The following is a 23586-nucleotide window of genomic DNA, read 5'->3' as shown; positions in this document are numbered from 1 at the left end:
ATCACCACTACGTTATGAGAAAGGTATTATACAAGCCTTCTTTTCGTCCGCCTTTCCTGTCGCTGATAATCTGCTTATCGCTGCTGAGCGTGCTGGATCTGCATGCGCAGGTAGCCTATGCGGCAGGGCTACGCCGCCAGGTGCAACATCAGCCGGTAAAGGAACGGGAAAGACCTCCCGCTATGAATCAGCTGATCAGCCTGCAGGTTGACAATGCCAGTCTCGCACTGGTACTGGAAAAGATTGAAGCACAAACCTCCCTGGTTTTTGTGTATTCCAACGATGATATTAAAGCAGCACAAAAAATATCCCTGAACGTAAAGGATAACAAACTGGATGATGTACTGCAGATGATCCTGTTGCCGCTGGAAATCAACTATGAATTCATCGCTAATAAAATTATCCTGAAGCGTAGTAATCTTACTGCTGATAATGATCAGCAGCAGGATATTACTATTACCGGTCGCGTAGTGGATAACAAAGGAGAAACCATTCCCGGCGCCAACGTTCGCGTAAAGGGAATGAGTGTGGGAACTGTTACTAATTCGGAAGGCAACTACACGCTGAAGATCCCTGCCAGCGCCGCTAACGGCACCCTGATATTTTCTTCCGTAGGATATGTAACTTCCGAAATAGCCATCAGCGGAAGAACCAGCATCATTGCCATGCTGAATGTAGATTCCAAAGACCTGGGAGAAATCGTGGTAACGGCTTATGGCCAGCAGAAGAAAACACAGGTAACCGCCGCCATCAGCACCATTAATTCAAAAGACATCACCAGCAGGCCGGCCGTGAATATGTTCCAGGCTTTGCAGGGACAGGCGCCCAACCTCATCATGCAGCAGAACACTGCGGAACCCGGCGCACCTATGACCATGAACATCCGCGGGGTAGGTAGCCTAACCGGCAATGCTCCGCTGGTCATCATTGATGGTGTGCAGGCAGGAGGCAATGGTTTGCAGAACCTGAACCCCTACGATGTGGAAACCATTTCTGTACTGAAAGATGCGGCATCGGCCGCCATTTACGGTTCGCAGGCCGCCAACGGAGTGATCTATATTACCACGAAGAAAGGTAAGAAAGACGAACATCCTTCAGTTAGCTACAACGGTATGTATGGCTGGCAAATGCCCACCACACTGCCGCGGCAGATGGAAGCATGGCAGTACATGACCCTGAAAAATGAAGCCCTCGTGAACTCCGGCAAAACGCCGCAGTATACGCCGGGCGATATACAGTCGTGGCACAACCGTGGCTCCGAACCCGCCATGCTCACCGAAATGATCCGCAAATACACGCCGCAGCAAAGTCACAATTTAAGTTTAAACGGCGGCGGTAAAACCAGTAGTTACCTGTTATCGCTGGGTTACCTCGACCAGGGCAATATGCTCCAGAATAAATATGTGCCGCAGGACTTTTACTACAAGCGTTACAACGCCCGCCTCAACATGTCGGTAGATGTGAGCAAATACGTGAAAGTAAGCGGTAATGTAGCTTATACCCGCTCCACTTATCGCACACAGGTATCTGATATCGGCTTCCTGATGCGCGATGCGATGCGTGTACCGCGTACCACTGCCGTGAAAGATACATTGGGTAACTGGGTGGTGCCACCACTGACCAGCAACAGCGTAATGGCTTTACTGGCACAGAGCGGATACAAACTGAGAACAGTAGATAACCTGATGGGAGGAATCGATGTAGTGATTACACCGGCAGATCATTTTAAGATCAACCTGAATGCGTCCGGTAATTATAACATTGATAATACCGTTACCCGTATTAATAAATTCACGTATGCACCTTATTATACTACCGCCACACCGCCGTTGTATAATGAGATGCATAATTCCGAATACAAGGATCTGACGACAAACGTATATGGTACCGTAGAGTATGAGAATACCTTTGGTAAGCATTATGTAAAAGGACAGGTGGGTGTGCGCAGTGATGCGGTGAATGAAGGTTACGGCTTCCGGGCCGACCGTTTTGGTACTACCAACCTGGACAACGACTGGGCCATCGGTGGCGGCTATATCCCTAAACCGGATGGCACCTTCGATTACAGGGATATTGGCACCTATAACGATATGAGCAATCCTAACCTGTATGCGCTGAATTCTCTTTTCGGAAGATTTAACTACGTTTATAACGATAAATACCTGGCGGAAGTGACCTGGCGTTACGACGGTTCTTCCAAGCTGGCTCCGGGCCACCGCTGGCAGTTCTTCCCGGCATTTTCACTGGGATGGAGATTGACAGACGAAGCATTTATGGAAGAAGTAAAGGATAAGATCGGCAACTTTAAGCTGCGTTATTCCTGGGGACAGGTGGGTAACTCTAACATCGGCGGATTCAATTACCTGGCCAGGGTACGACTGACAGATGACCGCAATTCTCCGTATACGACCGGTAGTTATTCGTTTAATAACACGCCTGCCATTGGCGCTACTTTCTCTACTTACAACGACCTGTTGCAGTGGGAAATTTCTACCATGAGTAACTATGGTATCGATGCGGATTTCCTGAAGGGTGCTTTAACAGCGTCTTTCGATTATTTTAATAAGACAACAGACGGGATCTATCTTTTCCAGACGGTACCGGGAACCGCAGGTACTGCCGCTCCGCTGGAAAACGTGGGTAAGGTAAATAACAAAGGCTGGGAACTGGCTGTGAATTACAGGTTGACCACCGGTAAATTCCACCACAACTTTGGTTTCAACCTCGCCGATAACCTGAACAAGGTGATTAAATTCGGCCAGGAATCTGTTCGTGGTTCCGATGTAACCTTTATCATTAAAGAAGGATTTCCCATCGCTTCTTACTATGGTTATAAATCCGATGGATTATACCAGAACCTGGACGATATAAAGAATGCACCTAAAGTGCCGTTTGCCTACAACCAGCAGGTGATGCCGGGAGATGTGAGATATATTGACCGTAATAAAGATGGCGTGATCGATGAAAACGACCGCTACATCTTTGGTAATCCTTTCCCGCGTTACACTTTTGGCTTTAACTACAGCGTAAGCTGGAAGAACTTCGATATGACCATGTTCTGGCAGGGCGTGGGCAAGCGTTCCCAGTTCCTTCGAGGCGATATCGTGGAGGCATTCCATAACAATGAAGACCACGCCATGGTGCAGCACCTCGACCGCTGGACGCCTACTAATCCGGGTGCTTCCTATCCACGGCTGACCATCGGTTCTGCTGATGCCAACAACTTCGCTTATTCCGATTACTGGCTGTTTGATACCAAATACCTGCGTCTGAAAAACTTCCAGCTGGGCTACAACCTGCCTGCAGCTTTAGTGAACAGGGCACGTATCCAGGGTGTGCGGGTATACTTTACCAGCCAGAACCTGATAACGATTATGCCTAAACGCTTCCGTGAAATAGGCGTGGACCCTGAGTTTACGCAGTTTGATGATAAGTTGTCCATGTCTAATTACAACCCTATTGCAGGACGTAATTACCCGAATGCGGCCACTTTTGCTTTTGGTCTGGATGTTAAGTTTTGATGCCTAAACAATCAATTGTATGAAGAAATTAGTTTTATCAATATTAATGGCCGGCACTTTGTTCAGTTGCCGTAAACTGGATCAGCCGATCACCCGGGAGTTCACTGAAACTGCCTACTGGCGTGATTCACAGGATGCCCTCGATGCGTTGACCGCCTGTTATGAACATCTTTCAAAAGATGATTATTTCTTTGGAGATGAAGCGCTGAGTGATAATGCGTATAACAGCGGCGGTGGCATGATAAATGTAAATGCCATTTCCAACGGCGGTTATGATGGCGCCAACGGGCGTGTATCGGATACCTGGTCGTATTACTATACCACTATTCGCAGGTGCAATACCGTTACCACCAATATAGACCGGGTACCCAATATGGACCCGGCGCTGAAAGCCCGTATCCTGGCGGAAACCCGCTTTATCCGTGCGTATGCTTATTTTCAGCTCACCGCCTGGTATGGTGATGTGCCTTTCTATACGGACCTCATCACCATTGATGCTTCCCGTACCATTGCACGTACCGATAAGAACACCGTCCAGGAATTTATATTAGCAGAACTGGCGGATATCCAGAAAGACCTGCCTACTAACACGCAACAGGTGCAGAACGACCGTGGTCGCATTACCCGCGGTGCAGCCATCGCTATGAGCGCCCGTGTACACCTGTTCCGCAGCGAATGGGCAGCTGTGGTAGCAGATTGTGAGAAGCTGATCGGCAAAACAGACAATGGCGCCTATGCCTTGTTTGGCAACTACAGCGGCCTGTTTACCGTAGCCAATGAATATAACAGCGAGGTAATCCTGGACCTGCAATATGGTGGTGGCAGAACATACGACAAGCAACGTTCCTTCATGCCGCAAACCATTGCCGCGCTGAGAAGTGTGCTGGTGCCTACCCAGGACCTGGTAAATGATTATATCATGGCTAACGGTAAAGCCATTGGTGAAGCCGGTTCCGGTTATAATGAGAACACGCCGTATATCAACAGGGACCCACGCTTTGAGGCTACCATCCTGCATCATGGCTCTAAGGTGATTGATTTCACAGGAGCGGAGCAAACCATTCTTACGCAGCCGGGTTCTGTGCCTGCTACCAATACGGTAGACGACCAGGGCGCTTCTCCCACCGGTTATTATTTCTACAAATATTATGACCGCGCCGCTACCAATTATGCTTCCGGGTTGAACCTGATCATGATCCGTTATGCCGATGTACTGCTGATGTATGCAGAAGCAAAAAATGAGTTGGGGCAGATGAATGCGGCCGTATGGAATCAAACCATTCAGCCTATCCGTGTGCGTGCCGGCTTTAACGATGCAGGCGCCACGCAGTTTAATGCAGCGCTTAACCAGGATCAGCAGCGTGTGGTGATCCGCCGGGAAAGAAGAGCTGAGCTGGCGTTTGAAGGACTGCGTATTTACGATGTACGTCGCTGGAAAATTGCGGAGGTAGTGATGAACAGGCCAGTGAGAGGCATCAAAGTAACTTCCGGTGCATTCAATAAAGATCCGAACGGCTACATCATCGTGGAAAACAGGTTGTTTACAAATCCCAAACACTACCTGTGGCCGGTGCCAACCGTAGAACGCGATCAGAATAAAAATCTTTCACAAAATCAAGACTGGTAATATCCTTCCACCTAAAACTGTAATAACATGCAAAAATATCTGATCATCATACTGAGTGTTTTATTCTTTAGTTGCAAGAAAGACGATTATTCACTCAACACCAATATGCAGCCGGTGCCAAAGCTCACCGCGCCGCTGGACAATAAATACATCAAGCTGCAGCCTACTACCAGCGCTACGGTGAGCTTTGAATGGGACCAGGCCCGCGCCGAAGATGGTTCCCTGGTGCAATATGAAGTAGCCTTTGACAAAGCCGGTGGCGATTTCTCTGCCCCTGTGGCAAAGTTTTCTTCTGATGGTGGCGGTGTGCAGAACAAACTGACCTTGTCGCATAAAGACCTGAACAGTGTGGCGGGTAAAGCAGGCATTGCTTCCCTGGCCACCGGTAAACTGATATGGACGGTGCTGGCATCCAAAGGATATAATATCCAGAAGGCAGCCGAAACAAAAACCATTGAAGTAGAAAGACCTAATGGTTTTGCCGAGATCCCTACAGATGTGTACCTCACCGGTGAAGCTACCGAAGTGGGTGCTGACCTGTCGAAAGCCCTGAAGCTGAAATCCACTGCTCCGGGGGTATATGAAATTTATACATCTCTCAAAAACGGTAAATATCATTTCACCAGCAGGAACACTGGTACACCGGATACCTATTCCATTACCGGTACCGCTGTAAAAGAAGGTGGTGAAAGTGAACAAACCGCAGGTACTAAAGTGTATCGCCTGCGCTTGGATTTCAATAACGCGGCAGCAACCGTAACAGAAATAGGCACTATTGGTCTTTGGTTTGCGCCACTGAATAAATTTTTATTCGAGATCAATTATGCCGGTGGCGGTACCTGGAAAATTCAGAGCCAGCTGATCACTTTCAAACAGGAATCATGGGGACGTGATGAGCGTTATAAATTCCGTATCAACGTAAAAGACAGTGATGGCAATGCCGGTGAAGAGTGGATAGGAAGTTCCAATGCAGATAACAACCGTCCAACTTCCGCTACACCGCTGAGTTTCTGGGAGCTGCGTCCTATTACCAACAACGACCAGTGGAACTACTGTTACAAGTTCGCTACCGAAGCAGATAACAAGAATTGTGATGTGGACCTGTACTTCACCACGGATAAAAATTACACCCACGAAATCATCGTAAAATAATGACCGCTATGAAGCTGATACGATATTCCCTTTTGATGCTCTCCCTGGCCTTCACTGCATGTTTGAAAGAACCTGTAGATAATGGCCCGGGTCCGGGAGCCAACAAGGCGCGTTATGTTTTCGATTGGGCGCAGATCGGTGATTCCTCTTTACAGGGGCTCACCAGCAACTTCTGGAACCAGGAGAAATATTTTAACGCCAATAATGCGGGTAATGCCACCTTTAATTACTGGCCCAATGCGCATGCACTGGACGTACTAACGGATGCCTATATACGTAAAAATGACCCGGCTATCAAAACCCGTATGGATGATTTGCTGGCGGGCATGAAAACAAAGAACGGCGGTACTTACATCAACCATTTCTATGATGATATGGAGTGGATGAACCTTGCCTGCTTACGCGCTTTTGAGGCCACCGGCGATACCCGGTACAAAGATGTAGCCGTATTGCTGTGGAACGATATCAAAGGCGGCTGGGATGATGTATGGGGCGGCGGTATCCACTGGAATAAGGATAAATCCAAGAACTACAAGAATACGCCTGCCAATGCGCCTGCGTGTATTATTGCCTGCCGGATGTATGGTCTTACCCAGAACCCGGATGATATTGCCTGGGCAAAAAAGATCTACGACTGGCAGAAAGCCACGCTGGTAGACCCGGTTACCGGTCTCGTTTGGGATGGTATTAACCAGGACGGCAGTGGTCAGGTAACCAAGAACTGGAACTTCACTTACAACCAGGGTGTGTTTATTGGAGCAGGGGTGGAGTTGTATAAACTGACCGGTCAGAATGTATATATCAATGACGCATTGAAAACGGCCAACAACGCCTTAGCCGGTGGATTTACCAATGCCAATATCCTGAAAGATGAAGGCGGCGGAGATGGTGGTTTGTTCAAAGGTGTACTGGTGCGTTACCTGATGTTACTGATCACCGATGGCAGTATCAGCAGCACGGATGTGGCAAAGTATGCCGCTTTCCTGCAGCTGAACGCAGAAACGTTGTGGCTGAAAGGCACGACGCGCCCGCAGGTGTTATTTAACAAGGACTGGTCCACCATGGCTGCCGGCAGCGACCTCACCACCCAGTTGAGTGGCGCTATGCTCATGGAAGCGGCGGTGAAGCTGAAGAGTATGGGACTGATGAAGTAATGAAAATGATAAAGATGGGGAGAAGAATAGTGAGGCTTACCTTTTGGTGTTTGCTGTCTGCCGGCAGCGTATTTGCCCAAAGCAACAGGCAAAAGGCAGAGATGCTGCAGCAGGCAGTGAACAAATATTTGTATGAGCGCAAAACGGGGTTGTATATCCAAACCAGCGACCGTACAAAGAATCATAATCCGCATGCCGACCTGTGGGGTCTTTGCGGGCTCATACAAGCCACCAATGAAATGGAACGGATCCATCCCGGCAAAGTGTATATGGCGCCGGTGGTGGAGGCAATTAACCAGTATTATGATCCTATTCCACCTGCTCCGGGATATGCATCTTATGTAGTGAAGGAAAGGCGGGAGGATAGGTACTACGACGATAACCAGTGGATTGGCATTGCGTACCTGGATGCGTATGCGCGTACCAGGAAGAAGTGGTACCTGGGTAAAGGAACGGAGATCTACCGTTTTATGATGACGGGTTACGATACCGTTAGTGGTGGCGGTTTATACTGGAAGGAAAGAGATCTCACCACGAAAAATACCTGTTCCAACGGACCGGCTATTTTACTGGCGCTGCAATTGTATGATGCGGTTCATAAACAAGCCTACCTGGATACTGCTTTGTTGTTGTACAACTGGGTAAACAGGTATCTCCGCAGTGAGGACGGCGTGTATTGGGATGCCATAAAGCCGGCAGAAAACAACCGTATTGATTCTGCGACGTATACTTACAATGCCGGCGTTATGCTGGAGGCCAATGTAAAGCTGTACCGCATTACAAAGAATGCGCAGTATTTAAAAGAGGCCCGTCATATTGCAGAAGGCAGCTACAGGCGCTTTTTCAGAAATGGAAAGTTTCCATCTTCGTACTGGTTTAATGCCGTATTGCTAAGGGGATACGAAGCGCTGTACAGGACAGATAACAACCCGAAGTATATCCGTGCCATGCAGGAGTATGCGGGTAAGGTATGGGAGCAGGAGAGGAACAGCAGCAACAATATGGTGGGCAACCGTCCGGAAAAAGAGCTGCTGGGACAGGCGGGGATGATGGAAATTTACGCCCGGCTGGCCGGTATATAATCAAAGAAATGAAATTAAAGGAGAGGCCCGTAGCATTTATTGTTACGGGCTTTTTCGTGGTTACCCGTGAGCCCGGGTTATTATTTTGCTATAATATTACATAATTCCTTAATTTTATAATTTTTATTATTAATTTATCCCGGGAAGCATTATTTCCTGACCATCTTAGAAAAGAGAAGAAGACAACCTATCCTATCCTATGAGGCTGATGTTATTGCTGCTTTTTGCTTTCGTGCCGGTATCTGTTTTGGGACAGACGGCGGCGCCGGCGGGTAAAAAGGGGAATCGTGCAACGGAATTCCAGATGAAGGAGGGCAGTTATCTCAGCTTTGCCCAGGTTAATTTAAGTCTTGGTGAAATAGGCTTCCGCGTGGAAGTGGCATCGGAGCACAAAAAGAGTAATGCCCGGCTGGAGTTCCGGATAGATAAACCCAAAGGTAAAATTATTGGTACCCTTGACATTCCTTATACGGGAGACAGCACCTATGCGTTGAAGTTAACGGGTAATCTTCGTCATGCCGAAGGCGTGCATGATCTGTACCTGGTAGCGAAGGGCGGGATGCCTTTCAGCATTACAGCATTTGGCTTTATTTTTAATTATTAATATAGGCGTTGCCGTTATTTTTTTGGAAAATTAAAATAGCTGCTTATCTTTGCGCTCCCTGACACGATATCAGTTGCCCAGATGGCGAAATTGGTAGACGCACTGTGTTCAGGTCGCAGCGCCTGCAAGGGTGTGCTGGTTCGAATCCAGTTCTGGGCACTAGAGTGGTTGTAAGTTTGAGGACTTGCAACCTTTTTTTATTTGTGTCAGTGTGGTTTTTGTACGCTTTTTATACTCGGCCCTACTTTCTTCATTAATGTAACGATTTAATTAACCTCTAAATTTTTAAGTGATGCCAGTGAAGGTCGTAAAGTATAGTGTATTTGTCGCATCCCTTTCTGATGTAAAAGAAGAAAGATTGGCTGTTGATGACGTTATTAAGGAGAAAGTGATTGACACCTACTCTGGCCCTGATCCTCGGTACCACCCTTGCTATACCCTGCCGGTCGTCAAAAAATTTGGTTTCAAACCGTACCTGCTGAAAGAGGCTTCCTTTGGGCAGTTTCTCAGCAAAGGAGCCCATAACGATTAACCGCCGCTCGAGGGTTTCATAGTTGCCGGCTTCCTTTATTTCATATTTCTTATTGCGCGCGTAGCCCAGCCACAACTTCATATTTTTGAACCCTGAGTAAGATATCCAGGGCCTGACAACAAACCGTTGTGCATAGGCAAATGGATTGCCTGTATCATATGAGCCCTGGGTAACTATCTGCAGGTCTACTTCGCCGTCGAGATGCCATTTTTTTATCAATGGAAAGGAAAAATCTGTTTCCCCGATGGAAGCAGGAATGAAACCGAAGGTATATGGAGGGGGAGACTGCGCGAAAGCACCACTGCTTGCGAAAAACAGCATAACAGGAATGATCAGCTTGCATGCAATCTTAGGCTTCCACCTGCACTCTTTGGCATTTGTATGCATTTCAAATTGCAATGACTCATCCCTCCTTTATTGAAGGAAAAATTTTTACCCGATGATATTGTTATGCTTAGTGAACTGAAGATGAGAGCGAGAGGCACTGTTAACCAATTAAACGTTTACGAAGCTGGTTTGTTCAATAATCGTTCCGTTAGTTTTTGAAACCTGGACAGGGCGACCTGTTTCCTGATCTATGAACAAGAGCTCTTTTACCCGGGAAAAATACCCCCTTAGTCATGCCCTCTTTTTCTCCAAATTTTTAGTAACTTCCCTAAAGATGACCCCCAATATCCATTAACATTTAATAGACCCCAGAATGTTCTCTAAAGTACCCAATCAATCACCAGGGATTGCACGTCCACAGCATACCCCATTTTTTACTGCTAAAAATGATCACCCGAAATCTGCCAAACCCAGCTTTTTTCAGCCCCGTCTAAAGGTAGGACAACCAGATACTGTGCAGGAAAAAGAGGCCGACGCCGTAGCGGACGCCGTTACCCAGCCTGCCGCCATGGATCTTAAAATAAATGCTGGCCACAACACATTCTTACAACGAAAATGCGAGGCATGCGAACATGAAGAAGAGCTGACCCGCAAAGAGATCGACGGCGCTGAAGTCTCCGCACCATCCGCAGACATGATCAATGAAGTGATTTCCACTGGCGGACAGCCAATGAATAACCTCATCCAGCGGGAAATGTCAGAGAGAATAGGTTACGACTTCAGCAACGTAGTGCTGCATACAGAAGATAAAGCTGCGCAGTCGGCACAGGCTGTGAACGCCCGGGCCTATACCGTGGGCAATCATGTGGTTTTTAATGAACAGGAATACAACCCTCATTCCCGGGAGGGACAGCATCTGTTGGCACACGAGCTTACGCATGTAGCGCAGCAAAACGCCGCCGCTCCGGCTACGGTACAACGCCAGGTAGCCGGTACGCCGGGTGGACCGGATCCCTGCTTTAATTTGCTCCAGGAAATCATTGCTTTGCTGGAAGAAGTGGCACACCGTATTATGGATGCTGAAAACGACCGCCATGGCCTCTTTGGCAGGCGTACCCCACATCCCGAGTATGGAAGCTGGGACGGTCACCGCGATCGTTTTAACTATGACCGTGGCCGTCTGCGCACCAAACTGGGTGAATGGGATATTAACGACAGGTGCCGGGGCTACCAGCTCACCAGGGAGCAAGCGCAGGATTTATCTGAAGCAAGGGAATTTGCTGAAAGGGAGTTTCCCACAAGGCCTCTCCCTGCCATGCGGCGGGATGGAGAGCCTGTAACGGCTTCACCTGACCCGGAATTACGGCAACGGGTAGAGCGGTTCCTGATCCATATCGGTATCCCGGCTTTCGCCCTTGGAGGAATGGTTGCATTAGTGGTCGCTGCTTTAGCAGACCCTGAGCCTATAACCAAATTAGGACTGATCATCGGCACGGCCGCCGCCGCGGCCTTATTAATATTCCTGGGTGGAGATTCATCTTCCTCTACATCCGGAGGCACTGTAGCCAGCGAAGATCACACAACCGGAGACGATAGCGCCACTGCATAAACTTACTCACAAAATTAAAGCGGGAGTATCTGAACATGGATACACCCGCTTCTCCTATTGACAAATTATGGAAGGAATGATGTAAATTAGTAATCAGCGACAGGCTTATACCCCGATAGTTTCCATTACCCCAAAGTATTCAATCCCTTTATGAAAACGTTTTATGTAGCATCCGTCATTTGCTGCCTAATGGCCTGTAATTACGGACGCCCGTCCAAAGAGGTAAAAAGCAATGCTAATACCATTGGTTGCACAGTTCCTGCTACCACCGACAAAGAATGGTATACATCCGGTAAGAAAGCGCCTTTATTTGATGGGTTGCAAGGCGTTCATTTCACGATTTCAACATCCGTGAAAGCAGCACAAACTTATTTTAACCAGGGAATGATGCTCTCCTATGGATTTAACCATGCAGAAGCAGCCCGTTCTTTCTTTGAAGCCACCCGGCTGGATTCCACCTGTGCCATGGCCTATTGGGGCTTTGCGTACGTGCTGGGCCCCAATTACAATGCCGGTATGGAATCGGATAATTTTCAGCGCGCCTACGAAGCTGTTGTGAAAGCACAGGCGCTTTCCCATCAGAACAGTCCAAAAGAGCAGGCGCTCATCGCCGCTTTGGCCAGCAGGTATGTTAAAGATCCACCGGCTGATCGCAGCGCCCTGGACAGTGCCTATGCGGCAGCCATGAAAAAGGTATACACGCAATTCTCCGATGATCCGGATATCGGTGCTTTATATGCAGAAGCGATGATGAACCTGCATCCCTGGGATTTGTATGAGAAAAGAACACAAGCGCCCAAAGCATGGACGCCCGGGATAATAGCAGTACTCGAACACCTGATGCAATTGCATCCTACTCATCCTGGCGCGCATCATTTTTATATTCATGCACTGGAAGCTTCTTCGCAGCCGGAGAAAGCCATACACAGTGCGAAATTGCTGGATAGCCTGGTGCCCGGCGCCGGGCATTTACTACATATGCCTTCACATATTTACATCCGTACCGGCGATTATCATGAAGGTTCGCTGTCAAATATCCGCGCGGTAACCACCGATAGCGTTTACACCGTGGCATGTCATGCGCAGGGGGCTTACCCTTTGGCGTACTACCCGCATAACTATCACTTCCTGGCAGCTACGGCTACGCTGGAAGGCCATTCCGCTCTGGCCTGGCAAACCGCTGTGAAATTGCAGCAACATACCTCCGAAGAGATTATGAGCATGCCGGGCTGGGGCACTTTGCAACACTACTATACCATCCCGTTTTATATTGCCGCGAAGTTATCGATGTGGGACACCATACTGGCGCTTCCAGCGCCGGACAAGCACCTGGTGTATCCACGGGCTATCTGGCACTATGCAAAGGGAATGGCTTATTTAGGCAGGCATGAAGTAATAAAGGCCCGGAAAGAACTGGATAGCCTGTATGTACTTGCTGCTGATACCATCCTGAAAAGCCTGACGATCTGGAATATCAATACTTCGGCCGACCTGGTAGAAATTGCCGGAAAGGTGTTGGCTGCGGGCATCGCAGTGCAGCAACAAGCGTCCGGCACGGCTATTTCATTGTTAAAAGAGGCCGTGGCTATGGAAGACCACCTCAACTACAACGAGCCGCCGGACTGGTTCTTCTCCGTGCGGCATCATTTAGGTGCAGTGCTCCTCAAAGCAGGGCAATACCGGCAGGCGGAGACAGTTTACCGGGAAGACCTGGGAATATGGAGAAAGAATGGATGGGCATTGATCGGTTTATATAACGCGCTGGTTTTACAAAAGAAAAATAAGGAGGCGAAGGAAATATTGGCTGCATTCGAATCCGCCTGGCAATATGCAGATGTGAAAATTAATTCATCGTCCAGTATAACAAATTAATTCGCGATTCGGTAGGAGAGCAGTGCCTGCCGCCTGCCGTTGTTACAACCAATTACTTGATTAGCCAGGAAAATCATTACCTGGTAATCAAATATATAGTTATTTTTGCTACTATTTGAAATATCCTTTCTATGAAAATAAAAGATTCCGGCGCCGGAAAATTAGTAATTCTATCAACTGCATTTGATACGAGGTCCAAGATGCTATATTTATTTTACTTCATTGTTTTATTCACGTTAGGAACATTCATGCTCCGTGTAGTTTTAACAAACTCCGACAAAATAGTAGCGTTAATTGTAGGTGGCTTGTTTATGTTGTTGACTTATGCAGGAGCTTACCAGTTCGCAAATAAAATTGTTATGACAGAACAGATACTTGTTACCAGGGAGTCCTTGCATTTAATAAGGAAAGGGATTTTCAGATCGGCAATACAGGTCTTCGACATACAGAAAATATCCAGTTTCAGACATCTGGCAAAACCAACCTTAACCCGGCATACTTTAGCAGGAGGAGAATTTGATTATCTGGGGTTTCAGACCGGACAGCAGGTAATTAATGATATGCATGGGGATAATCAGCTTGCTTTTGATTTTGAAGGAAGAACAATTAAATTCGGTAATAATATTCCTTCATGGGATTTTGAAGCGCTAGAATCAATATTTCTTAATCTAACCGGAAAGGACCTTACAGTCGCCGGGAAAGAAGATGACTCGTTTTCTGAAAACTGAATGAATAAAACGAACGGAATCTAAATATAATTTATCTTGTGCCAGCCTGATATTTAAAATCATTTTTCCTTGTTGAATAATTTCAGAAAGATGTTTGAGAACCCGTTGAAATGGCTGGTAGCAGCCACGATTATTTATACTGTATTTAGTTGCGGCGAAACAGCGGCAACCAAACACCCCGTAAAGCAGTCCCCTCACCAGGCCTTACCATCTATACAGGTAAGGGCGTTTTATCCTGGCGCCGATGCCGGGAAGTTATTGGATTCAGTATCCGCGCCATTAAAAGATGCTTTCTCCCAGTATGCCGGAAACATGGATCATATAACCTATACGGCCAATATCGATGGTTCATTCATTGTTACGGTTTATTTTAAACCAGGTATTGATCTGGACTCAGCTGCAACGGGTATATCCAACGTGGTGGCAGTAGCTTCGCCACAACTACCGTCACCCGTAGTACAATCAGGCGTTACCGTTACCCGGCAAAATGAGTCCATTGTAATGGCGGTGGGTATGTATGCGGAGGATACCGGAAGTTATGATCAGGCATTCCTGGTAAATTATACGGCAACCAATATTGTTCCTGGAATACGGGGAATCCCCGGGGTCAGTCATTTGATCACTTTTAACAAGAGTAAAGATTCGGTGATGCGTATCTGGTTAAATGAAGAGCACATGGCCGCTGCTCATCTCACCCTAAAGGAAATATTAGCAGCCATTCCGGCAGGGCAACTGGATGCAGTAACGGAAATGTTTTATAAGAAAAGTAAATCATCATCTGATTATATTATTAAGTGCAGTAGTAAGCACAACCAACCTGCTGAGTATGGAAATATGGTTATCCGCAAGGATGCTGATACCATCCTGAGATGGAAGGACGTGGCGACGAAGATTGAATTTGGCCCTTATACTTATGGAAACTTTTCGCGTATCAATGGTAAGCCTGGCGTTAACATCGTGGTAATGCAGTGGGCGGATTCAAATTATAGCGGGATTCAACCAGCGGTAGAAAAGGTGATGGAAACAGCATCAGCACAATTTCCAGTGGGTATAAAACACGTGATATCATATAACCCTAAAGATTCTTTATACATTTCAGCAGAGTAACTAGCTTGGATCTTTGAGTTTTTTACGAAAAGTAAGGGCAGTCATTCCTGTTTCTTTACTGAAAAACCGGGAAAAGTAAGAATGGTTTTCAAAGCCCAGGTCATCGGCTATTTGTTTTACATTCAGGTCGCTGAAATATAGCAGTCGCTTTGCCTCTATAATAATCCTGTATTTTATCCAGAACGAAACCGGGGAACCGGTTATTTTCTTCAGGCACTCATTGAGATACGGCTCTGAAATATGGAGCATGTCGGCGTAATCCGAAGGACTTTTGTGTTGTCTTATATGTTCGCCAAGCAATTTTTTAAATTTGAGCGACAGGTAGGCTGGCCTTGAACTGCCGGTACCGGCATCCCCGGAGACACGTACAGTGTCTGCTGCCATTTCAAAGAAGGAGCGAAGTAATGAATGAAGTACCGTTAAACTGCCAGGAGGTTGATCCGTCATTTTGCTATACAGGATGCTAAGGAGCTGGTTGTAGTGATGTGCATCGCTGCGCGATAAAGTAACAGGTTCCTGGAAGCCCGACCAGCTATCGAAAGCATGGCGGCAGGCGGGATCAATTAACGAAGGATCTGCAGCGATGAACCACCCGTTTGCTTTGTCGGCTTTAATCCGGTAGTGAATCTGTTCCGGCAGAATATAATAGAGTTGATTTGCACGCACGGTTTTTTCTTCAAAGTCTACCACGGCTGTACCGGCGCCTTTCAGCATGATGAAAAAGATATAGTGATCATCCCGGTGCGCGCCCGGTTGTGCGGGCGGTTTATCATCTGTTCCCTTGTTTGTGAATGGCTTCAGCAGGTAACCGCGACTGGTGCTGTCCTGTAATTTATGTACCGGAATATTCTTCATGAGTTTAAAAGTAAGTATTTTAACGCAGGTTCATGAAGCCTGTAACCGGAGTAATTTATCTGCATTTCCATGGGCAATTTTTGCTACCTGCTCTGCGGGAAGCTGGATGTTATTTAAGAACTCGATGCCCATCTGGTTCGTGCTGAAAGGATAGTCCACTGATAGCATAATGTTGTCGATACCAATCGTATCGAGTGCAATCTGAAGGGGTGGTTGTGTAAAGAAGCCACTTGTGGTGATATAGAGTTGCCGCCGGAATGTATCGATCAGTGTGCGTTGATTGCGCCCGCCGTTGCCGGGTTGAAACGACCGGTTGGATCTCGCCCACATCATGGGTAACATTTCGCCCATATGACCGATAATTATTTTTAGTTCCGGGTAAACGTCAAAGATACCTGCCACCAGCAGGCGTAGCACGTGAATAGCGGTTTCCGAATGCCATCCCCATCCCCAGCAGGCAATCGCATCAAAAGGCCCGGTATCATGCCCTATGTTGCTGTAATAGGCATCTATCACCGGTTTGGGTGGAAGACCCGGATGGATGTAAATAGGCACACCCAGCTTTTCAGCTTTTGCAAGCACCGGCGCAAATTTAGGAGCGTCCAGGAATTCTCCGTTTGTAAGTCCCCTGATCATGGCGCCACGAAAGCCATAAGATTTTACGGCGCGCTCAAGTTCGTCGGCCGCCGCTGCGGGTGCGGTCATTGGGAGATGTGCAAATGCGGTGAACCTGCCGGGATAGTTGTTGATTTTCTCCGCCAGCAGATCATTGTATTTTGAAGCAAACGCCGGAGCGCTGGTGGTGTCCAGCAGGTTTACATCGGTGTTTTCAACGGATAATACCTGCATGGATATCCCGGATTCGTTCATGGAATCCAACCGTTCACCGGTAATGTCGGCCAGCTTTGGCATCATTTGCATTGCCACGGCTGATGGCCGTGTATTGCTCAGGGTACCGGCGGGAAGAAGATGGGTCATCTCCGGGAAGGATACATGTTCTTCTAAGGTTACTATTCTCATTTTGATGTATTTGAACAATGCAAAGGAAAGATAGTAACCATAGAAAATCAATGCCCATCCAGTGGTGATGATAGCACAATTCGCGGTAAAATTTTGCGGTCAGTCATTTTTATCCGTACTGTATTCGTTATTTTCTTCATCTTCTGCGCCGTTCCGCTCCTGGTCATCGTCGAGCTCTGCGCCGGGTACATCCAGGTCTCCGGCTTCATTCAGTGGGTCTCCGTCGTCATCTGCATTATCTACCACGGCTCCGCGCATACGTAATTCCTCCGAATAAGTTGGATCTGTGGTAGATGCTTCTTCCAATAGTTCTTTCTCTTCTTCGCTTACATCTGCATCCGCATCTGCCGTTGTATCTTCCTCCGGTAAATCGTCTTCATTGAGCAGGTCTTCGTTTAAGTCATCTTTATTAATCATAACCGTTGTTTTATGGGTGAATGATATTGTCCTGACCATCTGTTCCAACAAAAGGCAGACCGGATAGCAGCAGGTGGACAATGCAGGCGGAGAGATGATCCTGAGCGGGTAAAGTTGATGGATATAGTAGGGAGATTTGGACAAATTGTAGACCAGCCTGATCGTTGCGGTGTCCATTTTCAGACACCGGTGTTCATATCCGGACAGATACATGAAAATAAAATATTCGTAGAATGTCTACCAGTAAGCATTTCAGGTGTGGCAGTATTATTGTTTTTTCAATGGCAAACCAGTTAGCTATGTTAAGAAATCATGCTAAAATTGCCTGGAGAAATCTGTTGAAAAATAAAACTTTTTCGCTCATCAATATTGTGGGACTATCTACTGGTATGGCGGTAGCCATGCTGATAGGTTTATGGATATACGATGAGCTTACTTTCAGTAAAAATCATGCGAATTACGACCGTATTGTATCTGTGATGCAGCACCAAACCTTTAACGGCGTGGTGGGTACGCAAACGGCTAATCCTTACCTGCTGGGAGAGGAGATCCGGGATAAATACGGCAGCGATTTTAAATACGTGGTCATGGCATCGTGGCCCAACAAACACCTGCTGGCTTACAACAACAATGTGGTTTCCCAAACCGGGAATTATTTTGAACCGGATTTCCCGGAAATGTTGACGCTAAAAATGCTGAAGGGGACCCGCGGCGGATTGAAAGATCCTGCGTCCATCCTGCTGTCGGCTTCCACTGCGAAGGCGTTGTTCGGGAATGCAGATCCGGTAGATAAGCTGGTGAAACTGGATAACCAGACGCCGGTGAAGGTAACGGGGGTGTATGAAGATCTGCCCTATAATTCGGCTTTCCGGGACCTGGCTTTTATGGCGCCGTGGGAGTTGTACCTGAGCAGTCAGCCCTGGATCAGGGAGATGGAAAACCCGTGGCGATCCAATTTTACGCAGACCTATGCGCAGCTGGCGGATCATGCCGACCTTGAAAAAGTATCCGCTAAAATAAAAGATGTAAAACTGCACAAAGTGCGCGCAGCAGACGCCGCTTTTAAACCCGAAGTTTTTCTTCATCCCATGAGCAAATGGCATTTGTACGCCGACTGGGATAACGGGAAGAATATAGGTGGCAGGATCCAGTTTGTATGGCTTTTCGGGATCATCGGTGTATTTGTGCTGTTGCTGGCCTGCATCAATTTTATGAACCTGAGCACTGCCCGTTCTGAGAAAAGGGCGAAAGAAGTGGGCATCCGCAAGGCAGTTGGTTCCCTCCGGGGACAGCTGATCACGCAGTTCTTCAGTGAATCGCTTTTGCTGGCGGCTATCGGTTTTGTGGGAGCGTTGGTGCTGGTGCAGGTCGGGCTGCCGGTATTTAACGAGGTAGCTGATAAGAAGGTAAGCATTCCGGTTGGCAGCCCGGTATTCTGGCTGGTTTGTTTCGGTATCACCTTATTCACGGGTTTAATAGCGGGCAGTTACCCGGCGTTATATCTTTCTTCTTTTGAGCCGGTAAAAGTACTGAAAGGTACTTTCCGGGCCGGACGTTATGCCGCTATTCCGCGGAAAGCACTTGTGGTGATGCAGTTTACGGTATCGGTGATCCTGATCATCGGAACGATTGTGGTGTTCAGGCAGATTCATTTCGCTAAGAACCGGCCTACGGCCTACACCCGTGAAGGGTTGCTCCTTATCCCGGTGTCTACCGGCGCATTGAAAGACCATTTCGAGGTGATCAGGAATGAGTTGACATCATCAGGCGCCGTTACGGAGATGGCTTATTCTTCCGCGCCTACAACAGATGTGGATGCAATAAACAATGGTTATACCTGGAAAGGGATGGCGCCAGGTGCACAGGGCAATTTTGGCGCAGTAACGGTTACGCATGATTTCGGGAAAACGATCAACTGGCAGATCATATCAGGACGTGATTTTTCGAGGGATTTTGCTTCGGATAGCACGGCGATGATCCTGAATGAATCGGCTGTTAAGTTTATGGGGCTGAAAAACCCGATAGGAGAAATTGTAAAAAAAGATGGCCAGCCTTTTACCGTGATCGGTGTGATAAAGGATATGGTGATGCAGTCGCCATACGAGCCGGTTTTCCGGACTGTTTTTACACTGGACTACAATGCTGCCAATGTGATCAATGCGAGGATAAACCCGGCTAAACAAACCGCTGATGCGCTGGCCCGGATTGAGGGCATCTTTAAAAAATATAACCCTGGTATTCCTTTCGTTTACAGGTTTGTGGATGATGAGTATGCCGCTAAATTTGATGCAGAACAACGCATTGGTAAACTGTCGAGTTTTTTCGCGGTGCTGGCGGTATTCATCAGTTGCCTGGGACTTTTTGGCATGGCGTCTTTCATGGCCGAGCAACGGGTAAAGGAAATAGGGGTGCGGAAAGTTTTGGGCGCTTCCGTTTTCAACTTATGGCGTTTGATGACAAAGGATTTTATTATGCTGGTTGTTATTGCTTTGGTGATAGCGGTGCCGGTGGCCTGTTATTTTATGAACAACTGGCTGCAGCGTTATGAATACCGTACGGAAATATCGTGGTGGATCATTGTGGCTTCTTCTGCAGGAGCGTTGTTAATCGCCTTGCTGACGGTGAGCTACCAATCGATCAAGGCGGCATTGATGAACCCTGTTAAATCGCTGAGATCGGAATAGCTAAGCGCTATTTATCTTTCTATAAAAAAAGGAGAAAATGAAGTGGATTCATTTTCTCCTTTTTTATGTTAATTTATTTTCCATTCGGGCCTTACAAAGTGGCAGGTATATCCATGCGGATGCTTTTGGAGATAGTCCTGGTGTTCTTCTTCGGCGTTCCAGAATGCTGTTGCCGGAACCACTTCTGTTACAATGGGCCCCGGCCATTTACCGGAGGCATTCAGTTCTGCGATTAAGGCTTTGGCTGTTTCCTGTTGCGCTTCGTTCTGGTAAAAGATAGCGGAGCGGTAGGAGGTGCCTATATCATTGCCCTGCCTGTTGCGCGTGGTAGGGTCATGTATCTGGAAGAAAAATTCCAGGAGGGAGCGGTATGATAACACGGCTGAATCAAAGGTAACCTCAATACCTTCCGCATGGGTGCCATGGTTCCGGTAGGTGGCGTTTTGAACATCGCCACCGGTGTATCCTACCACTGTTGAGATCACGCCGGGTAGCTGGCGGATCAGTTCTTCCACGCCCCAGAAACAACCACCGGCAAGAATCGCTTTTTCAATATTCATATGTCTTTCCTCTTTTAATCATGTGAAGTTAAGTTATGCTGCGGAATCCTTGGTGAGAAGCGCCACATTTTTATGGGTAATGGCTTTCCGCTTATTCAGTATACGCTGCCGGAGCCGCAGGAACGGCGCCTCTACCGCCTTATTCAGGATGAATGCTCCTAAAACGGCAATAAGCAGGCATAGCACCAGCATGAGGCTTCCCTTTGGCGCGATGCCTGTTTGTGCCAGCAGGGGCTGCACCAGGTGTATCACTCCTTTGTGCGATAAATACAATGCAAAGGATAGTTTAGCTATTAAGGCAGTAACACGGCTGTTGTACCGGTACAATATGCTTGTCGGACTTACCGCTGCTATCACCATCAATCCATATCCTGCCGCCACCAGCGGGTAACCGAATATGGAAGCGTAAAAGCTTTCCTGTTCATTGCACAGGAACCAGGCGCCTGTAAGCACAAGCAGGGACAATAATAAAATAACGTTTCCACGTTTGATAATCCATGTTTTTGCAGCTGGTTTGAATGCAAACAGCACAGCAATGGAAACGCCGGCAAGCAGGCCATCAAGGCGGGTATAAGTGGGGTAGTACATGTGCCGGTACCAGATCACCCAGAAATTGTCCTGTTCTGCGTGAGGGGCAATCAGGGCGTACCAGCAGTACAGTCGGATACCGATACCCAATATAAATAACGCCGGCAGCAGGAATCCCGCTTTTCTCCATACCTTGAAACGGAGCAGCGTAATTAGTACCAGCGGGAAAAGCAGGTAAAAGTGTTCTTCCACGCACAGCGACCATACATGAGAGAATGTGCCATAGTTTTTAATGTCGAAATTGAAGTTCTGCGTAAAGGTCAGGAACTTCCATAGCGGTGGCAGGGCTTCCCTTTCGTGGAATGCCGGAAAAAGGAAGTAGATGGTGAGTACCACCAGGTAAGCCGGAATGATCCGGAAGAAACGTTTGATAAAGAACTCCGGCAGGGAGATGTTTTTCCCTGACGCCATGTTTACAAAGAGGGGATAGGATATGAGATATCCGCTTAATACGAAGAACAGGTCTACGCCTGTCCACCCGAAGCCCATGATATTATCCAGCCATTGCGGATGTTGGAACATGCGGTAGTGATAGAACAACACCATGAGTATTGCCAGCGACCTTAAATGATCCAGTCCGGAGAGTTTTTTAACCGTTATGTCGGTGTTTGTCATGAAAAATGCCTGTCTGTTGATCCTTGTAAAATACAGTCTTTAAAAGAGATATGCAATGGATGGGGGAGCACATGCCCTGGAATGCCCTATGGCAGGGCTGGGAGTAGGGGAATGCCCGGACGGGAGGTGGACTTGATCAGGTGTTGAGTTGGTGATGACGCTCATGCGGTTAACTTTACCCGGAGCGTACCGTAGTACCCGTTTAACACCGGCCAGGCGGTTTCCTTTGCTGGATTTTTGTTTGTTGACCGGCAGTACGACTGCTATTATATCGGCGGCCATAAACCGGCGGTTTAGTGTAGGGGTGGCGCCGTTAAATATTCTCACCTGGAGCGTAACGAGCAAGATTCCTTTTCCAGGAACGTTGGCTTCCAGTGTGGCGCCATTAAATAGTTCCTCTATATTTGTGAACAGGGAGGAGCTGCGGCTGCCGGTTACCCGATGCGTAACCGGATTGATGCGAACGGCGATAACGCTGAGCTCCAGCAGATCGCCGGCGGTTGATGGCGACCAGGTTTGTGCGGGGATCGCCAATGTGCCATCCGTAGATAGCATAGGGAGCCGGGAGAAGAATTTCTCCACGCCGGTGTGGCGGTTGAACCGGAAGCCTTCGAGTTGTTGCAGGCGGTCCTTGCCGCCCTGTATCAGGGCTTTATTGAGGCGGTTTACCAGCATACCATCGCGGCCAATGCTTAATTGGGGCGTTATAGCCTGCCGGACCAGTTTACCTGTTCTGCTGGCGACGCCGAAATTCCGGGCCTAAATGCGATCCCCATGAAAATATTCTCCGTTGCCTTCGTATATTGCGGTTGCAAATAAGTGGATACAGGCTATGCAGGCTCCTTACCTAATAGGACAAATAAAACCATTAACCCCGGCTGAATTTCAGCAAATAACCGATGCGGTACCATTTCTTTTGCCGGTGAGCTACCGGGATTTTCTTTATACTTACGGACTGGGAGCCATCAATGAACTACTGATGATCCATCAACCCGATGAAGCGTATATCCGGTCTAATTTCGGGGAGTATATGGATTTATGGGAGCTGCCGGAGAGTGAAGAACCTGCAGTGCTGAATGGGTTAACCATTGCGACTACGATTGATGGAGATATCATTGCTGTAATTGACGATAGCCAATATCCTTTTATTATCCTGCCGCGGCATTCAGATAAGATCCTGCGGTTTGCCGCCTTTGAGGAGGTGATTGATTATTACGATCACACGTATCATTTTTCAGGTGATGTATATTTCGACAGTTACTACCACTACGAGCAGGAGAACATTACTTTCGTTAACGGACCGGCCATTGATAAAGCATTGTTTGAAAAGGTTCACCAGGATTTTCTCGCGCATGCGCCATTCGATAAAGTTTATAACGCGGAAAGGCAGCCTAAATATGTTATCCAGGAGATGGGCGGCTGGGTGTATTTTGATAATATTTATAAAAGTTCAGTGCGGATTAAGTACCAGTCGCAATACCGGCCGGCAGCCGGTAAGGTCATACAATTTATCCGGGACCGGATGAAATGAT

Annotated in this window: 19 protein-coding genes and 1 tRNA gene; 13 read left to right on the top strand and 7 right to left on the bottom strand. The window is 47.6% G+C overall.

Annotated elements, in window-relative coordinates; translation table 11 throughout:
• Window positions 1-14 precede the first annotated feature (14 nt).
• From QFZ48_RS28640 to QFZ48_RS28610, 7 genes are all read left to right on the top strand, one after another.
• Window positions 15-3521 (top strand): TonB-dependent receptor, encoded by a 3507-nt coding sequence (locus QFZ48_RS28640; protein ID WP_429064878.1) that lies wholly within the window; start codon window positions 15-17, stop codon window positions 3519-3521.
• 19 nt (window positions 3522-3540) lie between these two features.
• Window positions 3541-5148 carry a RagB/SusD family nutrient uptake outer membrane protein gene (locus QFZ48_RS28635; protein ID WP_429064876.1) on the top strand — a complete coding sequence of 536 codons (1608 nt, stop codon included), beginning with the start codon at window positions 3541-3543 and terminating at the stop codon, window positions 5146-5148.
• A gap of 27 nt (window positions 5149-5175) precedes the next feature.
• The gene (locus QFZ48_RS28630; protein WP_429064875.1) at window positions 5176-6300 is read left to right on the top strand and encodes a SusE domain-containing protein; all 1125 of its coding nucleotides are present in this window, start codon (window positions 5176-5178) and stop codon (window positions 6298-6300) included.
• A gap of 8 nt (window positions 6301-6308) precedes the next feature.
• The gene (locus QFZ48_RS28625; RefSeq protein WP_429064873.1) at window positions 6309-7454 is read left to right on the top strand and encodes a glycoside hydrolase family 76 protein; all 1146 of its coding nucleotides are present in this window, start codon (window positions 6309-6311) and stop codon (window positions 7452-7454) included.
• 14 nt (window positions 7455-7468) lie between these two features.
• On the top strand, window positions 7469-8536 hold the full coding sequence (locus tag QFZ48_RS28620) for a glycoside hydrolase family 76 protein (protein ID WP_429047464.1): 1068 nt from the start codon (window positions 7469-7471) through the stop codon (window positions 8534-8536).
• 199 nt (window positions 8537-8735) lie between these two features.
• On the top strand, window positions 8736-9140 hold the full coding sequence (locus QFZ48_RS28615; protein ID WP_370910178.1) for a carbohydrate-binding protein: 405 nt from the start codon (window positions 8736-8738) through the stop codon (window positions 9138-9140).
• Between the two features lie 75 nt (window positions 9141-9215).
• Window positions 9216-9299 (top strand) — tRNA-Leu (locus QFZ48_RS28610).
• Window positions 9300-9417: 118 nt separating this feature from the next.
• Here the strand turns inward: QFZ48_RS28610 and QFZ48_RS28605 are convergent.
• Window positions 9418-9993 (bottom strand): DUF2490 domain-containing protein, encoded by a 576-nt coding sequence (locus QFZ48_RS28605; RefSeq protein WP_429064871.1) that lies wholly within the window; start codon window positions 9991-9993, stop codon window positions 9418-9420.
• 379 nt (window positions 9994-10372) lie between these two features.
• On the opposite strand from QFZ48_RS28605, the gene QFZ48_RS28600 reads away from it, so the two are divergent.
• The 4 genes from QFZ48_RS28600 (at window position 10373) to QFZ48_RS28585 (ending at window position 15315) form a co-directional block, all read left to right on the top strand.
• Window positions 10373-11608, top strand: a complete 1236-nt coding sequence (locus QFZ48_RS28600; protein ID WP_429064869.1) for a DUF4157 domain-containing protein — start codon at window positions 10373-10375, stop codon at window positions 11606-11608.
• A gap of 150 nt (window positions 11609-11758) precedes the next feature.
• Complete coding sequence (locus tag QFZ48_RS28595; protein ID WP_429047471.1) at window positions 11759-13480, top strand: hypothetical protein; 1722 nt, start codon at window positions 11759-11761, stop codon at window positions 13478-13480.
• A gap of 131 nt (window positions 13481-13611) precedes the next feature.
• A complete protein-coding gene (locus QFZ48_RS28590; protein WP_429047472.1) occupies window positions 13612-14208 on the top strand; it encodes a hypothetical protein in 597 nt (198 codons plus the stop codon).
• A gap of 90 nt (window positions 14209-14298) precedes the next feature.
• On the top strand, window positions 14299-15315 hold the full coding sequence (locus tag QFZ48_RS28585) for an efflux RND transporter permease subunit (RefSeq protein WP_429064867.1): 1017 nt from the start codon (window positions 14299-14301) through the stop codon (window positions 15313-15315).
• On the opposite strand, the gene QFZ48_RS28580 is transcribed toward QFZ48_RS28585, so the two are convergent.
• The 3 genes from QFZ48_RS28580 to QFZ48_RS28570 all read right to left on the bottom strand — a co-directional run bounded on the left by QFZ48_RS28580 (window position 15316) and on the right by QFZ48_RS28570 (window position 17607).
• On the bottom strand, window positions 15316-16170 hold the full coding sequence (locus QFZ48_RS28580; protein ID WP_429064865.1) for a helix-turn-helix domain-containing protein: 855 nt from the start codon (window positions 16168-16170) through the stop codon (window positions 15316-15318).
• Window positions 16171-16200: 30 nt separating this feature from the next.
• On the bottom strand, window positions 16201-17190 hold the full coding sequence (locus tag QFZ48_RS28575) for an amidohydrolase family protein (protein ID WP_429047476.1): 990 nt from the start codon (window positions 17188-17190) through the stop codon (window positions 16201-16203).
• A 99-nt stretch (window positions 17191-17289) separates the two neighbouring features.
• A complete protein-coding gene (locus tag QFZ48_RS28570) occupies window positions 17290-17607 on the bottom strand; it encodes a hypothetical protein (RefSeq protein ID WP_429047478.1) in 318 nt (105 codons plus the stop codon).
• Between the two features lie 299 nt (window positions 17608-17906).
• Here QFZ48_RS28570 and QFZ48_RS28565 point away from each other — a divergent pair, with 299 nt between their 5' ends.
• The gene (locus QFZ48_RS28565; RefSeq protein WP_429064863.1) at window positions 17907-20291 is read left to right on the top strand and encodes an ABC transporter permease; all 2385 of its coding nucleotides are present in this window, start codon (window positions 17907-17909) and stop codon (window positions 20289-20291) included.
• 68 nt (window positions 20292-20359) lie between these two features.
• Here the strand turns inward: QFZ48_RS28565 and msrA are convergent, their stop codons facing one another.
• Genes msrA through QFZ48_RS28550 form a run of 3 tightly spaced genes read right to left on the bottom strand, consistent with a single transcriptional unit; the run spans window position 20360 to window position 22729 of the window.
• A complete protein-coding gene (gene msrA / locus QFZ48_RS28560; RefSeq protein WP_429047481.1) occupies window positions 20360-20851 on the bottom strand; it encodes a peptide-methionine (S)-S-oxide reductase MsrA in 492 nt (163 codons plus the stop codon).
• 33 nt (window positions 20852-20884) lie between these two features.
• Window positions 20885-22054, bottom strand: a complete 1170-nt coding sequence (locus tag QFZ48_RS28555) for an acyltransferase family protein (protein WP_429064861.1) — start codon at window positions 22052-22054, stop codon at window positions 20885-20887.
• 39 nt (window positions 22055-22093) lie between these two features.
• Window positions 22094-22729, bottom strand: coding sequence for a hypothetical protein (locus QFZ48_RS28550; protein WP_429064859.1), 636 nt, complete (start codon window positions 22727-22729; stop codon window positions 22094-22096).
• A 157-nt stretch (window positions 22730-22886) separates the two neighbouring features.
• On the opposite strand from QFZ48_RS28550, the gene QFZ48_RS28545 reads away from it, so the two are divergent.
• Window positions 22887-23585, top strand: a complete 699-nt coding sequence (locus QFZ48_RS28545) for a hypothetical protein (RefSeq protein WP_429047488.1) — start codon at window positions 22887-22889, stop codon at window positions 23583-23585.
• The last annotated feature ends 1 nt before the right edge of the window (window position 23586 follow it).

It is taken from the genome of Chitinophaga sp. W2I13, from assembly GCF_050434005.1.
Taxonomy (GTDB): Bacteria; Bacteroidota; Bacteroidia; order Chitinophagales; family Chitinophagaceae; genus Chitinophaga.
This window is presented reverse-complemented; position numbering and strand designations above follow the sequence as displayed.

Coding starts and splice junctions, on each gene's coding strand:
- QFZ48_RS28640 (WP_429064878.1), top strand. CDS start 15: ATGAGAAAGGTATTATACAAGCCTTCTTTTCGTCCGCCTTTCCTGTCG.
- QFZ48_RS28635 (WP_429064876.1), top strand. CDS start 3,541: ATGAAGAAATTAGTTTTATCAATATTAATGGCCGGCACTTTGTTCAGT.
- QFZ48_RS28630 (WP_429064875.1), top strand. CDS start 5,176: ATGCAAAAATATCTGATCATCATACTGAGTGTTTTATTCTTTAGTTGC.
- QFZ48_RS28625 (WP_429064873.1), top strand. CDS start 6,309: ATGAAGCTGATACGATATTCCCTTTTGATGCTCTCCCTGGCCTTCACT.
- QFZ48_RS28620 (WP_429047464.1), top strand. CDS start 7,469: ATGGGGAGAAGAATAGTGAGGCTTACCTTTTGGTGTTTGCTGTCTGCC.
- QFZ48_RS28615 (WP_370910178.1), top strand. CDS start 8,736: ATGAGGCTGATGTTATTGCTGCTTTTTGCTTTCGTGCCGGTATCTGTT.
- QFZ48_RS28605 (WP_429064871.1), bottom strand. CDS start 9,993: ATGCTGTTTTTCGCAAGCAGTGGTGCTTTCGCGCAGTCTCCCCCTCCA.
- QFZ48_RS28600 (WP_429064869.1), top strand. CDS start 10,373: ATGTTCTCTAAAGTACCCAATCAATCACCAGGGATTGCACGTCCACAG.
- QFZ48_RS28595 (WP_429047471.1), top strand. CDS start 11,759: ATGAAAACGTTTTATGTAGCATCCGTCATTTGCTGCCTAATGGCCTGT.
- QFZ48_RS28590 (WP_429047472.1), top strand. CDS start 13,612: ATGAAAATAAAAGATTCCGGCGCCGGAAAATTAGTAATTCTATCAACT.
- QFZ48_RS28585 (WP_429064867.1), top strand. CDS start 14,299: ATGTTTGAGAACCCGTTGAAATGGCTGGTAGCAGCCACGATTATTTAT.
- QFZ48_RS28580 (WP_429064865.1), bottom strand. CDS start 16,170: ATGAAGAATATTCCGGTACATAAATTACAGGACAGCACCAGTCGCGGT.
- QFZ48_RS28575 (WP_429047476.1), bottom strand. CDS start 17,190: ATGAGAATAGTAACCTTAGAAGAACATGTATCCTTCCCGGAGATGACC.
- QFZ48_RS28570 (WP_429047478.1), bottom strand. CDS start 17,607: ATGATTAATAAAGATGACTTAAACGAAGACCTGCTCAATGAAGACGAT.
- QFZ48_RS28565 (WP_429064863.1), top strand. CDS start 17,907: ATGTTAAGAAATCATGCTAAAATTGCCTGGAGAAATCTGTTGAAAAAT.
- msrA (WP_429047481.1), bottom strand. CDS start 20,851: ATGAATATTGAAAAAGCGATTCTTGCCGGTGGTTGTTTCTGGGGCGTG.
- QFZ48_RS28555 (WP_429064861.1), bottom strand. CDS start 22,054: ATGACAAACACCGACATAACGGTTAAAAAACTCTCCGGACTGGATCAT.
- QFZ48_RS28550 (WP_429064859.1), bottom strand. CDS start 22,729: ATGCTGGTAAACCGCCTCAATAAAGCCCTGATACAGGGCGGCAAGGAC.
- QFZ48_RS28545 (WP_429047488.1), top strand. CDS start 22,887: ATGCAGGCTCCTTACCTAATAGGACAAATAAAACCATTAACCCCGGCT.